Source organism: Paenibacillus sp. JT22N7 (assembly GCF_059383875.1).
Genome location: NZ_JBXENY010000006.1, coordinates 57,945 through 72,597, shown reverse-complemented (window position 1 = coordinate 72,597; position 14,653 = coordinate 57,945). Strand labels below are relative to the sequence as shown.

At 50.2% G+C, this 14,653-nt stretch carries 12 protein-coding genes; 11 read left to right on the top strand and 1 reads right to left on the bottom strand.

From position 1 onward, the window contains the following. The first annotated feature begins 9 nt into the window (after positions 1-9). The 3 genes from AC50Y5_RS17425 to AC50Y5_RS17415 all read left to right on the top strand — a co-directional run bounded on the left by AC50Y5_RS17425 (position 10) and on the right by AC50Y5_RS17415 (position 2,801). Complete coding sequence (locus tag AC50Y5_RS17425; RefSeq protein WP_056033880.1) at positions 10-975, top strand: aldo/keto reductase; 966 nt, start codon at positions 10-12, stop codon at positions 973-975. Further along, positions 972-2,024, top strand: coding sequence for a zinc-binding alcohol dehydrogenase family protein (locus AC50Y5_RS17420; RefSeq protein ID WP_056033882.1), 1,053 nt, complete (start codon positions 972-974; stop codon positions 2,022-2,024). Before AC50Y5_RS17425 ends, AC50Y5_RS17420 begins: the two co-directional genes overlap by 4 nt. A gap of 210 nt (positions 2,025-2,234) precedes the next feature. Beyond that, positions 2,235-2,801, top strand: coding sequence for a beta-class carbonic anhydrase (locus AC50Y5_RS17415; protein WP_056033885.1), 567 nt, complete (start codon positions 2,235-2,237; stop codon positions 2,799-2,801). 90 nt (positions 2,802-2,891) lie between these two features. Here AC50Y5_RS17415 and AC50Y5_RS17410 read toward each other — a convergent pair whose 3' ends face one another. Beyond that, complete coding sequence (locus tag AC50Y5_RS17410; RefSeq protein WP_056033888.1) at positions 2,892-3,302, bottom strand: VOC family protein; 411 nt, start codon at positions 3,300-3,302, stop codon at positions 2,892-2,894. 369 nt (positions 3,303-3,671) lie between these two features. Between AC50Y5_RS17410 and AC50Y5_RS17405 the strand changes: the two genes are divergently transcribed. From AC50Y5_RS17405 to AC50Y5_RS17370, 8 genes are all read left to right on the top strand, one after another. Continuing rightward, entirely contained in the window at positions 3,672-4,679 is a 1,008-nt protein-coding gene (locus tag AC50Y5_RS17405) for a LacI family DNA-binding transcriptional regulator (RefSeq protein ID WP_494862438.1), read from the top strand. Between the two features lie 256 nt (positions 4,680-4,935). Further along, on the top strand, positions 4,936-6,633 hold the full coding sequence (locus tag AC50Y5_RS17400) for a glycerol-3-phosphate dehydrogenase/oxidase (RefSeq protein ID WP_494862436.1): 1,698 nt from the start codon (positions 4,936-4,938) through the stop codon (positions 6,631-6,633). A gap of 381 nt (positions 6,634-7,014) precedes the next feature. Continuing rightward, on the top strand, positions 7,015-8,592 hold the full coding sequence (locus tag AC50Y5_RS17395; protein ID WP_494862434.1) for a contractile injection system protein, VgrG/Pvc8 family: 1,578 nt from the start codon (positions 7,015-7,017) through the stop codon (positions 8,590-8,592). 31 nt (positions 8,593-8,623) lie between these two features. Next, on the top strand, positions 8,624-9,781 hold the full coding sequence (locus AC50Y5_RS17390; protein ID WP_494862432.1) for a pentapeptide repeat-containing protein: 1,158 nt from the start codon (positions 8,624-8,626) through the stop codon (positions 9,779-9,781). Beyond that, the gene (locus AC50Y5_RS17385) at positions 9,768-10,346 is read left to right on the top strand and encodes a hypothetical protein (protein WP_494862430.1); all 579 of its coding nucleotides are present in this window, start codon (positions 9,768-9,770) and stop codon (positions 10,344-10,346) included. Before AC50Y5_RS17390 ends, AC50Y5_RS17385 begins: the two co-directional genes overlap by 14 nt. A gap of 1 nt (position 10,347) precedes the next feature. After that, on the top strand, positions 10,348-11,031 hold the full coding sequence (locus AC50Y5_RS17380; protein ID WP_494862428.1) for a DUF4280 domain-containing protein: 684 nt from the start codon (positions 10,348-10,350) through the stop codon (positions 11,029-11,031). Positions 11,032-11,053: 22 nt separating this feature from the next. Next, on the top strand, positions 11,054-14,164 hold the full coding sequence (locus AC50Y5_RS17375; protein WP_494862426.1) for a CdiA C-terminal domain-containing protein: 3,111 nt from the start codon (positions 11,054-11,056) through the stop codon (positions 14,162-14,164). 14 nt (positions 14,165-14,178) lie between these two features. Next, positions 14,179-14,613, top strand: a complete 435-nt coding sequence (locus AC50Y5_RS17370) for a hypothetical protein (RefSeq protein ID WP_494862424.1) — start codon at positions 14,179-14,181, stop codon at positions 14,611-14,613. The last annotated feature ends 40 nt before the right edge of the window (positions 14,614-14,653 follow it).

The window sequence follows — 14,653 nt, the reverse complement described above, 5'->3', positions numbered from 1 at the left end:
GGGAAAACGATGAAATATCGCAAATTAGGCAAAACCGGACTGGATGTATCAGTACTCAGCTTCGGCGCATCTTCCCTCGGTTCAGTATTCCGGGAGACGAATGAGGAAGAAGCGATTCGTACCGTTCACAGCGCTTTGGATGCGGGCATCAACTATATCGACGTTTCGCCGTATTACGGACTAACGAAGGCGGAGACGGTGCTCGGCAAGGCGATTAAGGAGCTGCCCCGAGACAAGTTTCTGCTCTCAACTAAAGCAGGCCGATACGGCGTGGACAGCTTCGATTTTTCCGAAAGCCGGATTATTAGCTCTCTTGAAGAAAGCTTGCAGCGGCTCAATACGGACTACGTTGATTTTATGTTCCTTCACGATATTGAGTTTGTTACGCCTGAGCATGCAGCACAGGGCATTCCAGCGCTGCAAAAGCTCAAGGAGCAGGGTAAAATCCGCCATTATGGCATTTCCGGCTTGCCGCTGCAGCTATTCGAGAAATGGCTGCCGCATACGGAAGTCGATGTCATTTTATCCTATTGCCATTATTCATTAAATGATACGTCGCTGCTCGGCCTGCTGCCGCTCATTGAGCAGCACAATGTCGGCTTGGTCAGCGCGTCACCGTTGTCGATGGGTTTGCTTGGCACGAGAGGCACGCCTGATTGGCATCCAGCGAGCGCCGAGTTGAAGGCCGCCTGTCTGCGTGCTGCCGAGCATTGTGCAGCGCAAGGAATCGATATTGCGAAGCTGGCGATGCAGTTTGCAGTAGCGAATGAGCAAATTCCGACGACGCTGGTCAGTACAGCGAATCCAGAAAATATCCGCCGCAACGCGGCATGGATAGATGAGCCTATGGACGAGCGGCTGCTTAAGGAAGTGCTTGAATTGCTGGCGCCCGTTGCCAATGAAAGCTGGCTCAGCGGCTTGCCGGAATATAATGAGAAGATCGGCATCGGCGGGCAAAGGAGCACGACATCATGAAAGCCATTGTATGCGAGCAGCCAGACAGCCTCAAGCTGACGGAGCAGGAGCAGCCTGCTTTTGGCGGCGGCAGCGGCAGCGGTGAAGGTCCATTCGCAGCTGGCCCGGAGGATGCTATTATTCGCATTCGCCGCATCGGCATTTGCGGGACAGATATGCATGCCTACAAAGGCAATCAGCCTTTCTTTCAATACCCTCGTGTTCTCGGACATGAGCTGGCGGCTATTGTAGAAGAGGTTGGCGAAAATGTAGCCGGGCTTGTGCCAGGCGATCAAGTCAGTGTCATTCCATATATGCACTGCGGTACTTGCATCGCATGCAGACGCGGCAAAACAAATTGCTGCACCGCCATGCAGGTGCTGGGCGTTCATAGGGATGGCGGCATGCGCGAGCTTATTGCGGTTCCCGCCACCCATCTGATTAAGACGGATGGCTTGACGCTGGACGCGACGGCGATGCTGGAGCCGCTTAGCATCGGCGCCCATGCTGTGCGCCGTGCGGAGCTGGAAGCGGGCGAGACCGTGCTCGTCATCGGAGCAGGGCCGATCGGGCTTGGCGTCATGGCGTTTGCCAAGCACCGGGGAGCGCGTGTTATTGCGATGGATATTAATGAGGAGCGGCTTGCTTTTTGCAAGGATTGGGCTGGTGTTGATGAAACGGTTCATGCCTTGCAGCAGCCGAAAGAGCGGATCGCTGAGCTGACAGCGGGAGAATTTCCAACCGTCGTATTTGACGCAACGGGCAATGCCCGTTCGATGACGGATGCCTTCGCCCTGACAGCGCATGGCGGCAAGCTGGTCTATGTTGGACTCGTGAAGGCGGATATTGCCTTTCATGATCCCGAGTTTCACAAACGCGAGCTGACGCTAATGGGAAGCCGCAATGCAACGCGTGAGGATTTCGATATCGTCATTGAAGCGGTATCCAGCGGCAGCGTTAACGTAGACCGATTAATTACGCATCGCTCGTCCTTTGAAGGCATGCTTGATGTATTCGACGAGTGGCTGAAGCCGGAGTCGAAGGTCATTAAAGCGGTAGTCGAACTATAACCTGATTGTTGCTATTGCTCATCATGTACGACTTATGCTAAAGTAAGTTTAGCTTTTCTGATCCTGTGTGAGCTAAGCTTACGTAGATGGCATCGGCTGTGCAGGAATGATAATGAAGGGAGAGCTGCGGCTCTTCTTTTTTTATATAGAGACAGGCTTTTATCTATGGGATAAAGGGTTGTCTGGCAATAGCAGAGGGGGAAATGAAGGATGAGTATTGTAAATGATTTATTGTCATATAATGAGAAATTTGTTGAGGAAAAACGTTATGAACAGTTTCTGACCGACAAGTTCCCAGCGAAAAAGCTGGCGATTTTGACGTGTATGGATACTCGTCTTGTTGAGCTGCTGCCGCAAGCGCTGAATTTGCGCAATGGCGACGCCAAAATCATTAAAAACGCCGGCGCGATTTTGACTCAGCCGTTTGGTAGTGCGATGCGCAGTATTTTGGTCGCTGTCTATGAGCTGGGTGTAGAAGAAGTGCTCGTTATTGGGCATCACGGCTGTGGCATGAACAATTTGGATACGCAGGGCATGGTCAATAAATTCAAGGAAAACGGCATTTCCGAAGTCGTTATCGAGACGCTTGAGAGCTCCGGCATTAAGATGGACCGTTTCTTGAAGGGGTTCGATAAGGTAGAGGAAGGCGTCATGGACAGCATCGGCATTATTCGCAACCATCCGCTGATGCCTGCGCATATTCCTGTGCACGGCTTCGTTATTGATCCGGAGACAGGACGCCTTGATCTGGTGGATGAAGGATATAAGAAGGAATAATTTATTCGAAAAAATAGCATGTAAGCAAGCCCCTTTCGCATGAAGCGAGAGGGGCTTGTTCTTGTATGCTTAAGTTATGTGTACGTGGAGTTAAGCTTGACTCGTCTTCGCAGCCGTCGTAATCATCCACGGAATGCCGAATTTGTCTTCCAGCTGTCCGAACAGCGAACCCCAAAATTCCGGACTCAGCTCTTTTTTCACCGTTCCGCCCTCTGACAGCTTACTGAAAGCCTCATGAGCTTCCGCTTCGCCTTCGAATTCCAAGCTTAGATTAATGGCACTTCCATGGGTCAGCTTCTGGTACACAGCATCGCATAACATGAAATGAACACCAGCGGCCTTCATCTCAAGATGAAGGATTCTATCCTTTGCATCCTCTTGCGTATTCGGCAAATCCCCGAATTTCATAATGGAGATGATTTCCCCTCCAAGCGCCTGAATATAAAAATCAGCCTGTGCCTTAGCATCCTCAGAGAAAAAATAAGCAGTGAGCTTCGCCATTGTTCAGCTTCCTTCCCATTATGAAATGTATAGACTTGTACCTTATTTAGTATAGCCTATTTTTCGGAAATATCTTTATTTTTGATTGTTATGAGAATATTTCATTCAAGGAACTCGGAAGCTCCGTCAAGGAATAAGCCGCCTGAGCTGAATTTCCGTAAGGAGGAGCTTATTAGGTTGGTCGGGGCAGACTAATTTACTGAGGATTGGCCCGAGGAGCAGATGGTGCAAATCAAGTTTTTTCGCGGACATGACCTGTGTCCATATGCTAGTATTGTAATAAATCCCTGTTAGTTAGGTGGCGGTAAAGCCTGATGGTGCAGCGGATGTACATTCACTGGATCTTGGGGCAGGAAAGGGTATGATGAAGTGGCAACAATTAAAGATATTGCGCAGCTGGCGAGCGTCTCAATCGCAACGGTATCGCGGGTGTTGAATTATGACCCTTCGCTGTCGGTTGGAGACGATACACGCAAGCGGATTTTTGAAATTGCGCAGGAGCTGAATTATAAAACGCTGCGCGAGCGCAATGGCACAGCAGCGAAAGAAATGACAAGAATCGGCATCGTGAACTGGTATTCCGATCAGGAAGAGATGCTTGATCCTTATTATATGGCGGTGCGGCTCGGCGTGGAGCGGGAATGCTTTCAGCGCCAGATGGAAGTCGTCAAGCTTTTCCGGCAGGAGCGCTCATATTATAGCGAATGGGTCGGCGAATTGGACGGCATGATTGCGATTGGACGTTTTGAGAAGGAAGATCTCGACATGTTCCCAGCTTCTATGGACAAAATCGTATTCGTTGACTCTTCGCCGGATGATCAGCGCTTTGACTCGGTCATTATTGATTTGCGCAAATCGGTGACCGAGTTGCTGGATTATCTTGTCCATTTGGGCCATCAGCGAATCGGATACATTGGCGGGCATAATATCGTTAATAATAAGCGGGTACGCGATGAACGCGAAGTGACGCTGCGGGACTATTTGAAAAACAAAGATATTTTTCATCCCCAATTTATTTTCACCGGTGAAAATTTGTTTTCCGAGGATGGTTATGTGCAGATGTCCCGTGCGATTGAGAGTGGGGAGCTGCCGACAGCCTTTTTTATCGAAAATGATTCCATGGCCGTAGGCGCTTTGCGGGCTCTGCATGAGGCGGGAATTGAGGTGCCGGGCGCAGTGTCGCTCGTCGGCTTTAATGATATTCCGATCTCCGAATTTGTCCAGCCGCCGCTGACGACGGTCAAGGTGCATATGGAATATATGGGCGAGACGGCGGTGGAGCTGCTCGCGGAACGTATGACCACGAAGCGATCAATTCCGAAAAAGGTCGTGATTCCGACGGCTTTGACGATTAGGAGCAGCTGCTCGGACGTATAATAACAGGGTGAAAAAGGCTCATCGCTGCATGAATGGTTTGGCTTCCCTTGCGGTTACCCCTCTTCAGCCTGTTTACGAGCAGGCCCCGTTATGATATAATGTGGGCATAAGTTAATATTCGGTCGGAGAAACGGAGACACCGCAGAAACCTTTTGCATTGCGCTAGATGTTGCGCAGCTTAAGGTGTTTGCGGTTTTTTCGTTTTCTTTTTTTTCAGGATATTGCATAAGGACTAGCTGAAAAGGTGGAATAGACGATGAGCAAACAGACAGGATCGGCAAAACAAGGTGCTTTTAGCGCATTAAATAGGGAACAGCTTTATCGCAGTCTAGGCGAGGAAACCTTCGATTTGCTCGTTATTGGCGGCGGCATTACGGGAGCAGGCATTGCGCTTGATGCCCAGACGCGTGGTATCAAGACAGCGCTTGTGGATATGCAGGATTTTGCGGCAGGGACATCGAGCCGTTCGACGAAGCTTGTTCACGGCGGTCTGCGTTATTTGAAGCAGCTGGAAATCGGCGTCGTAGCGGAAGTTGGCAAAGAGCGTGCGATTGTATATGAGAACGGGCCGCATGTGACGACGCCCGAGTGGATGCTGCTGCCTTTTTATACAGGCGGCACCTTCGGCAAATTCTCGACCTCGCTAGGCCTGCGCGTGTATGATTTTCTGGCAGGCGTTAAACGCGGCGAGCGCCGGAAAATGTTCAGCGTAGACGAGACGATGAGCAGAGAGCCGCTGCTGAAGCGCGAAGGCATGAAGGGTGGCGGCTATTATGTGGAATACCGCACCGATGATGCGCGTCTGACGATTGAAGTGATGAAGAAGGCTGTAGATATGGGCGCTTTGGCGATCCCTTATGTGAAGGTGGAATCGTTCATTTATGAGGATGGCAGAGTTGTTGGCGCTAATGTGCGCGATCTGCTGTCTGGAGCCGAGAGCAAGGTGCGTGCCGTTAAGGTTGTCAATGCGACAGGTCCATGGGTCGATACACTGCGCGAGCAGGATGGCTCGAAGCAGGGCAAAACGGTTCATTTGACTAAAGGGGTGCATTTGGTATTTGACCAATCGCGCTTCCCGCTGCACCAAGCGGTCTATTTCGATACGCCAGACGGACGTATGGTGTTCGCGATTCCGCGTGACGGCAAAACGTATATCGGCACGACCGATACGAACTATAAGGCAGATAAGGCGCATCCGCGCATGACGAAGCAGGATCTGGACTATATTTTGCAGGCAGCGAATTTCATGTTCCCTTCGATCAAGCTGAAAGCCTCCGACGTGGAATCGAGCTGGGCTGGCCTCCGTCCGCTCATTCACCAAGAAGGCAAAGACCCTTCGGAAATTTCGCGTAAGGATGAGGTATTCGTCGCGGGGTCCGGACTGGTCTCGATTGCAGGCGGCAAGCTGACGGGCTATCGCAAAATGGCGGAAAGCGTCGTGAACACGGTAAGCACGCAGCTTACAGCGGAAGGTCGCAGCGGCATTCGCCCAAGCGGCACGAAAAATCTGCCTTTGTCGGGCGGCGACTTCGGCGGTTCCTCCCATTTCCCAGCCTTCGTTGCCAAGAAAACGGAGGAAGGCGTTCGTGCGGGGCTGTCTCGTGCAGAGGCTGAGCGGCTTGCCCGCCATTTTGGCACCAATATGGACCGAGTCATTGGCCTTATCCCGCAATACAAGGACCAGGCAACAGCTAGCGGTCAAGAGCTTCCGCTCAGCCTGCGCATTGAGCTGATGTACGCTCTGGAATATGAGCTGACGACGAAGCCGGCGGATTTCTGGATTCGCCGTACAGGCAATCTGCTGTTTGACCGCGCTCGCGTTCTGCAGTGGAAGGAAGCGGTGCATGCCGAGATGGCCGCGCTGTTCGGCTGGTCGGAAGAGACGAGCGCAGCTTATGCTGCCGAGCTGGAGCAGGAGCTGCATTATGCAGTGACGCCAGTGAAGCAAGAATAGGAACTATCAGAAGTAGCAGTAGCAGTAGCTGTAGTAGTAGCAAAATTGAAGTGAATGAACTTCACAATAACAGCAATATAGCGGTAATATAGCGGCAAAACGGACAACAGCCAGTATGTATGCACAAGCCGCTGCCGCCTACTAAATAAGCTTCCTTTATACACCATTCGTGTATGAAGGGAGCTTATTTTTTGATGCCTTTTTATTGAAATTAAGGTTGTTCTATTAATAAACGAACTTAAAAAGTCGATATATATTTTATTATTATAGTATAAGTATGTAAATTAGTCCTGTTATATATCATTTAGACTGTAACATTATTCCCTGTACTATAACTTTATGGTACAGCTGGAGCTTAGGCAGATTGAAGGAGATGACATAATGGCCTTATTTTCCGTTAGCTATGAAGAATTGCGAATACTTCCTTTTGACATGAGATTGCATCATGTGCTGCTCGTCAAGAAAGTTCATGATCACGCCAAATTGACGTTTACGGGCATCATTCCGGAGGAAAAGGAAGATTATTATGTTCGAATGGCGGATGATCAAACCCCTATCGAGCTTCTTTATACCGAAAAAAGCGGGAAGCAGCATCGGCTGTTTCATGGCATGATCATGAAGCTCCACGTTCGCGTAGAAAACCACGTTTATTGGCTGGAGGCGGAAGCCGTGTCGCATACACATGCGATGGATCTCAAGCCGCAAACCCGCTCCTTTCAAAATCAAGCGATGCTCCTCCCTGATCTCATGCAGCAAATCAGCAGCTATTATCCCAAAGGACAAACGTTCAATACGTTCGATGAAAATAAAAAGCTCGGTGCCTATACGCTGCAATATCAGGAAACCGATTGGCAGTTTTTGAAGCGTCTCGCTTCCCGTTATCATTCGGTGCTTGTTCCAGTCACGACCGAGGACTGCATTCGCGTGTATATAGGCATTCCAGACAATCGGGACGCTGGCAAGATAGAGGCGACGCACTACCGGATGTACAAGGACTTGGTTGCTTATAAACAAGAAGCGTCAATGGAAAAGTCCGGCCTTAGCGAGCAGGACTATATTTGCTACGAAATCGTGCTGAACAATCGGGTGCTTGAGCTGGGCGATAAAGTGACGTTCAAAGGGCATAAGCTTCATGTATTTGAGGTGCGCACGGAAATGCAGCAGGGGCTGCTCAGCCATCGGTATACGCTTTGCTTGAAGAGCGCGGCTTATCGCCGCAAGCGGCATAATGCCAAGCTGATTGGCGCGTCGATTTCGGGGAAAGTGATGGAGGTTGTGCGCGACGAGGTGAAGGTGCAGCTTGATTACGATCAGAACTGGAGCCTTGCCATTGCCAGCCCATTCCCTTATTCCACGATGTATGCATCGGACGACCAGACGGGCTGGTACTGCATGCCGGAGAAAGGCGACAGCGTGCGGATTTATTTTCCGAATGCGAAGGAGGCCGAAGGGATTGCGCTTAGCTCGGTGCGGAAGAAGGTGCCGGAGGAAGCGATGAGTGCGGCGGTTTCGTCTGGGTCAGGAAGTGGCGGGGCGTCCGGATCGGCTGGATCAACAGGCGGGAAAAGCCAAAATGTAACGACGACGGTCGTACAGCAGGAGCAGCTGCAGCCGGTCATTAATTACGATAAGGATTTGAAGGACGATTTGATGGCGAATCCGAATACGAAGTTTTTGCTGACGCCAACAGGGCAAAAGATCACGTTCGAGGAAGATAAAATCACCATCACGGGCGCGACCGGAGGTGCCACGATTACGCTGACAAGCGCAGGCACGATCATTTTGAACTGTGAAAATAAAATTATGCTGCAAGCGAGCAAGCAGATAGAGATGGTTGGCGAATCGATCATGATGGTGGCGAACCAGATCGAAATGTCCACGAAGGATGGCAACGGAGGAATTACGATTGACCAAGGCCAGGTCGTCATTAAAGGGATTGAAGTGCTGATGAATCAGTAGGGAATGAACACCATAGATAGGAGAACAAGCGATGCACGATATGGAAGTGTGGCAGCATTTTTTAGAAGAGGATGTTATCCCGCAGCGCAATGCGCAAATTCGGGCGTTGCATCATTATTATGTGAAAAATAAAGCGTTGATCGCGGCAGAATTCACCGCGCTGTTTGACCGATTTTGCCAAGCGGTGCTGGCTCGGCAGCAGGAAGGGCTTTTGCAGAAATGTGCCTATATCCACATCTCCTTGCTGCGGACAAGCCTGAACGAAGGGCATCCCGTCTATATGCTGGAAGCGAGCGACAGGGAGACGGATGGCAAGGTGGGGCTGACTCCTTTTCGCTATGAGGCGGGGTGGATTTATGGCTTCGCAGAGGCTTGGGATCAAGGCTGCGAGGAGCGGCGCAAACGGTATATGAACCGGATTGAGCGCCATTCGTTTGAGGTTTGGATGAAGGAGCAGCTGTATCCGTTTCATGTATATATGGTGCATGCGGCGCGGTATGCGATGGATGCGATTCGGGAGCTGGCTTCTTTTCAGGAGATCAAGAAGGATGATTCGTTTGAGGTGCGAGTAGGCGAATACCGGGATCAAGAGATCAGCGAGTCGGTCTATTGCGTGAAGGAGCGGCAGCGGACGTCGATTACGTGCAAGGGCTGGCTGGAAAACAAGCTGGATCAGGACTATATCTATGAGCATATCGCTGGCGTGAACCTCATGCGTGGGGAGTACGAAGGAATCGATGTGAATTATACGAGATTTGAAGAGGTGACGCTGACGGGCAGCACGCTTGCGAACAGCCGGATGCTGGGCACAAGATTCGAGCGGTGTGTGTGCGATCAGGCGGATTTTCAAGATTGCCTCTTATATGATGCCGATTTTCGCCATTGCGACCTGACCTATGCGCGGTTCGATGGCGTCCTCGGCAATCGGGACTATGTGGCAGAAGAGCATGGTCTCGTGTTCGGGATGAACGGCGTGCAGTTCCAAGGGGCAGACCTGACGTATGCGAGTTTTCGGGGTGCGAAAATCGCGGCAGACTTTACGGGAGCCGAGCTGCTCGAGGTGGATTTCACCGGCGCAGATTTAACAGGCAGCCGCATGCTGGAGCGGGATGCGCTGCGGGTAGAGCTGACGGAAGAGCAGCGGCAGATGATTTACTGGGTAAAGGAGCCGGTGCATGAGCATGCGTAGAGAGTGGGCAGGAGAAGGGGAATGGCATTCGCATGAGCTGGAGCGCACGATGGAATATTTCGTGCTGGAGCATGATCGGCGCCTGCCGGCGAATGGGGCGAACCTCGCTTTTCCCGAGCGCATGCTGAGAGGCTACCGCTATGCGGAGCAGCAGGAGATGGTGTACGTCAAGAAGGGAAGCCGGCTAAATCCCGGTTGTATGATTGAAAATCCGCTGCTGCTCGTAGGCGCTGAGCTGCGGGCGGTCGTCAGCCGAATGGTTCCGAATATGGGCTATAAGAGCGTCATCGTCATGGATTTGGAGCAGCAGGGACAGTTTTTTTATGACTGGATGGATGTGCAGGAGGTGCCTTGCTTAGCGCCAGAGCGGACCGTGACGGAAAACGGGCGAGTGAGCAAAATGTGGGTAGATCCATGGGCGCTGCAAGATGCTGCGATTTTCCAGATTCCGTACTACCGCAGCCGTGTGCTGGTGGTGCGTGTAGATATAGCGGAGGGGCTGCTGCGGAAAAGCTTGTACGGGCTGAGTGTGAGACGAATTGAGTTGGTAGGGGGAATCGGTTGAAATGGATCATAGGAAAACCATCTTGAAAAAAGCGACACTTAAGGGCTTGCTGGAGTCTCCATGGCGAAGCGAGGATACGTATGTGACGGCAGGGGCGTATATGCATTGCTCCTACGGTTCGCACGAGGAGGTGCTGAATAAGCCGGAGCCGAATGGCATTTATATTAACGGCAGCCCGATGCTGACTGTGGAGGATTGCAAAGTGTCCCTGTCAACGCCCAATACCATTGAGGGAATCCCCTTTGATCGTATGGGGCAAGAAATTGATGGGAATTTTTATTCCTTTGGCTTTTGCAGAAGTGATCAACATCCAATGAAGCTGGCGGAATCAGCAGGTGCGGGCATACCTTCGGATCCCTCATATATCATTGATACAGATCCAGAGGAGCCTACTTTTAACCTGCCTGTTTACCCCTGTGCGCCCAAGCTGATGGAAGCTCCGGCTCCATCGGGAGCACCATTTAAATCTGCGCCGCCGATGGGGCTGCCAAGCGGATTGCCATCGCTTAGTGCGATGCTGGAGAAGCTGAAAGGGCCGCAATGGACAAACGGCAGCCCAAGTGTATCGATTCAAGGGGCAGCTGCGTTAACGAGCAAATCTTGTTTGTTTTGCCAGTATGGAGGACAAATTCGTTTGCTGACCAATGGGATGGATCCGGCACCTCCGGAGTTTTCCGTGAGATAAGGAGAAGAAGGGAGGTGACAGCATGGAAGTGAACTATGAAGGAGACGGCTACCAGCTGGTATGGCCTTATAAGCTTAAGGCCGTGCGCAGCTTTCGCATCGAGCGGAAGTTCAATGCACATGCGAAATGTACCTTTACAGCGGAAATGACGGAAGAGGAAGCTGAAGCCTGTATAGGCAGAAGCAGCTTCGAGGACAGCCTATTCATGCGGAGACCTGCTGAGCCCAAGGCGGAAAGCTGGTTTGCCGGGGGCATTACGCATGTAGATATTGAAATGGAGGATGGCATTCCGCATGTGAAGGTTGAGGCGCTGTCGCGCACGTATGCGATGGATTTGGAGCCGAAAAATCGGTCCTATCAGAATAAGCATTTGACGTATACGGACGCGATTCTGCAATTGGTCAAGAACTATCCCCGCGGAGATGCGCAAAATATGGCGACGAGCGATCAAGCGACTCTTGGCTCCTTGATGGTCCAGTTCGAGGAGACGGATTGGCAGTTTTTGAAGCGGTTGGCGTCTCGGGTGGGTACGGTCATTTTGCCGGATGTGGTGATGGATACCCCGCGCGTGTATTTTGGCGTACCGGACCTATCTTGGGGGAAGGAGCTGAAGGAGAAGCGCTATACGGTTCTGAAGAATCGGGCCGCCTATGAAGAGCTGAAAGCCCATGCGGAAGGCAGTGATGCGGATCTTATTCACGAAGCAGACTTCGTCAGCTACCGGATAACCAGCGAGCAATTTTGCCAGGTTGGGGACGATGTCGTATTCAAAAAGCAAATGTGGGTCGTAGCGGAGTCGGTCATCAGCTATGCCTCGGGGCTGCTGACCTATGAATATGTGCTGGTTCGGCGCCAGACGCTGAGGCGGAAATCCCGGCAAAATGAAGGGATTCAGGGTGTATCTCTGGAAGGGCGCGTCGTGAAACGGGCGAACAATATGGTCAAGGTGCATCTGGACATCGACAACGCTAATGACGAGCAGGGAAACTGGTGGTTCCCGTATTCGGGGGAAGGCAACAATATGTTTCACGTGCTGCCCGATGAGGGGGCGCGGATTAAGGTATATTTTCCAAATGGCGTCGAAAAGAAGGCAATGGCGATCAACTCGGTGCGAGGCGGCAGCGAGGAGATGAAAAGCCGGACGGTGTTCCAGAAGCCGACGACGAAGGTGTTTGAATCGCCGGGAGCGGCCAAGATGCAGCTGGGGGACGATGGGGTTCTTTTTGAAAAGGGAACGGTCAGCCTGCATTTGGATGGCGGAAACATCACGGTGAACGCCAGTGAAGATGTGCTGCTGGTCGCGGGCAATAAGGTGGAGCTGGGCAGCGGGAGCAATAAGGGAATCCTCGAATCGATTCGGATGCGGGCGACGAGTCAGGTTGCTTTGCAAACGAATGCGGACCATTATGTGCTGATCAGCGATAACCGAGTAGGCATCAAGAGCGGCAAGCTGGATTTTCAGAAGGTGGAGGTACCGTTCACCGAGCTGCTGACGGATGAAGAGATTGAGCAGATGTATTTGGACGAGCAGTTGTCCGAGCAACTCGCTGCGAATATGGAGCAAGAGAAGCAGAAGTATAACGGGGCTCCGATATCGGAGGAATATTTGTACCAGAAGGTTCATCCTGCAACCAAGGAGCAAATGAAAAATGATCCGAACTTAGGTGCTAAAGCGAAGGATTGGCTCCAGACGCAGCCAGTGGAGAAGCAGCAAGAGGTGTATCAGAAACAGTATGGTCCGAAAACGAGTAAACCAAGCAAAGATAAAGAGGCTGAACAGGCGAAGCAGCAGCAGCGATATGATCAGCAGGATCGGGATCGAACGGCGGTTTATCAGTGGAAAAAAGAGTCAGTCGCTATTAGGGAGAAAGGGGAGAAGGAAGGGAAGTCGCAGGCTGAAATTCAGTCGATGCTGCCCGCGCTCCCCGTGCTTTCCGCTAGCGGGTCGCAGGAAAGCGGCGGCTTGTCGGGGATGATTCATCAGGCGCTGAATACGTCAGGTGCCCAGCATTTTATGGAGCTAATTGCCCCAATAGCAGATGCTTGGGCGTTGGAAAACTTGATTCCGCAAAAGCCGGAATACCTGAGCAAGCAAACGGTAAAAACGGTATACTTATCTCGTTATACGTATCAGGAATTAGAATTAAACCCCCAGATACTGATGGCACAAATGAACATCGTTTTTGGTACCGTGGCCATCGTTCTGGCTATAGGAACGGGTGGGGGATCGTTGTATGTCTTAGCGATAGCGGATGGTGTTCTAGGCGCGGCAATGGTTACGGTGAATGGGATGAAGGCGTACGCCTTATCTCACGGTAATGTAGATACGCCGCTCTTGGATCTGGAGCAGAAAATACTGGATGACATTGGGATTACCTTGGCGGTTGTGAATTTAGCGCTCCTGCTGAAGCATGGTGTATATACGGTAGCTAATAAGATGGCGAACGGGCGGAATATAGCAGCGGTGGATGATGCTTGGAAAGCGTTCAAGCTGGATAATGTTACACCGCCTAAACCGAAGGAGCCACCTGAGCTGCCGAAAACGAAGACAAAAACGAAAGAGCCTTCAAAAGGCGGTCCTGGTGTAAATCAGCCGATTGATGAGTTTGATGATGCAGCGATTTATCAGGGGGCAGGTAAGGGGAGAGCGGAGCCTCCGAATGTAACGGGTGGGAAAATTGAGGGTACGGATAATGGTTTAACTGAACCGATACTTCCTGAAGGAGGAAAACCCAAAGGTAAGTATGAAACTCCTGACCCTAATGAACCAAACCCAATAACTCTACAAAATAATGCGGCGGATTTATTAGCATACAAAGGTTATGATTTAGAAATGTTACCAAATACAAAAGGTGGGAATGGTTATGGTATTAAACCAACATCTAATCCTGATTTTTTAATTAATGGGAAAGCCTTTGATTGTTATTCTCCAGAGACGCCTAAAGTTAGAAACATATGGGGAACTGTTGTGAAAAAGACACAGGAACAAGCTAGCCGAATTGTAATTAACTTGGATGAATTTAAAGGTTCAATGGATGAATTGTATGAACAATTCGAAAAGTTTGATATTCCAACATTAGATGAGTTGCTAATTATAAAAGATGGTAATATTACAAGATTGAAACCTAAATAAAGGAGAAACGATCTATGTTTGGTTCTTTTTATCTCGGAAGTTACCTCGAATTTAGTGAATTAAAGCGAATTGTAGTTAAATTAGTAGGTGATGCAGAGAAGAGTGATTCTGACGATAATTTAACGGTATCTACTGATGGATTTACGCTTTCTATAAACGAAGGTGGGCATGGTGTTGTGTTTGCAAGTGAGGATTATGGTATTGAATTAAAATATGATATTTATATTGATATTCTAGTCTCTCATTCTAATTGGGCATATGAACTTATGGTTTTTATTGGTAAGCTTCTTGAGTGTGTATATGGCGATTGCCTCTTAGAGTTGAATGATAAACCTATACTATTACGGAAAGATAATACTGTGATAGTGGATGATAAGAAGTTGAGTGGAACAGAAGGTTTTCCATTCCATGGACTATCTATCAATTATCAGGTAGGGGATATAAATTGAATTGATTATCCTATGAAGTTGTTTCAAATGGTTAATAATA

Excerpts from the sequence above, each read along its gene's own strand:
- AC50Y5_RS17410 (WP_056033888.1), bottom strand. The coding sequence starts at position 3,302 with ATGGCGAAGCTCACTGCTTATTTTTTCTCTGAGGATGCTAAGGCACAG.
- AC50Y5_RS17370 (WP_494862424.1), top strand. The coding sequence starts at position 14,179 with ATGTTTGGTTCTTTTTATCTCGGAAGTTACCTCGAATTTAGTGAATTA.
- AC50Y5_RS17390 (WP_494862432.1), top strand. The coding sequence starts at position 8,624 with ATGCACGATATGGAAGTGTGGCAGCATTTTTTAGAAGAGGATGTTATC.
- AC50Y5_RS17400 (WP_494862436.1), top strand. The coding sequence starts at position 4,936 with ATGAGCAAACAGACAGGATCGGCAAAACAAGGTGCTTTTAGCGCATTA.
- AC50Y5_RS17375 (WP_494862426.1), top strand. The coding sequence starts at position 11,054 with ATGGAAGTGAACTATGAAGGAGACGGCTACCAGCTGGTATGGCCTTAT.
- AC50Y5_RS17385 (WP_494862430.1), top strand. The coding sequence starts at position 9,768 with ATGAGCATGCGTAGAGAGTGGGCAGGAGAAGGGGAATGGCATTCGCAT.
- AC50Y5_RS17415 (WP_056033885.1), top strand. The coding sequence starts at position 2,235 with ATGAGTATTGTAAATGATTTATTGTCATATAATGAGAAATTTGTTGAG.
- AC50Y5_RS17420 (WP_056033882.1), top strand. The coding sequence starts at position 972 with ATGAAAGCCATTGTATGCGAGCAGCCAGACAGCCTCAAGCTGACGGAG.
- AC50Y5_RS17425 (WP_056033880.1), top strand. The coding sequence starts at position 10 with ATGAAATATCGCAAATTAGGCAAAACCGGACTGGATGTATCAGTACTC.
- AC50Y5_RS17395 (WP_494862434.1), top strand. The coding sequence starts at position 7,015 with ATGGCCTTATTTTCCGTTAGCTATGAAGAATTGCGAATACTTCCTTTT.
- AC50Y5_RS17380 (WP_494862428.1), top strand. The coding sequence starts at position 10,348 with ATGGATCATAGGAAAACCATCTTGAAAAAAGCGACACTTAAGGGCTTG.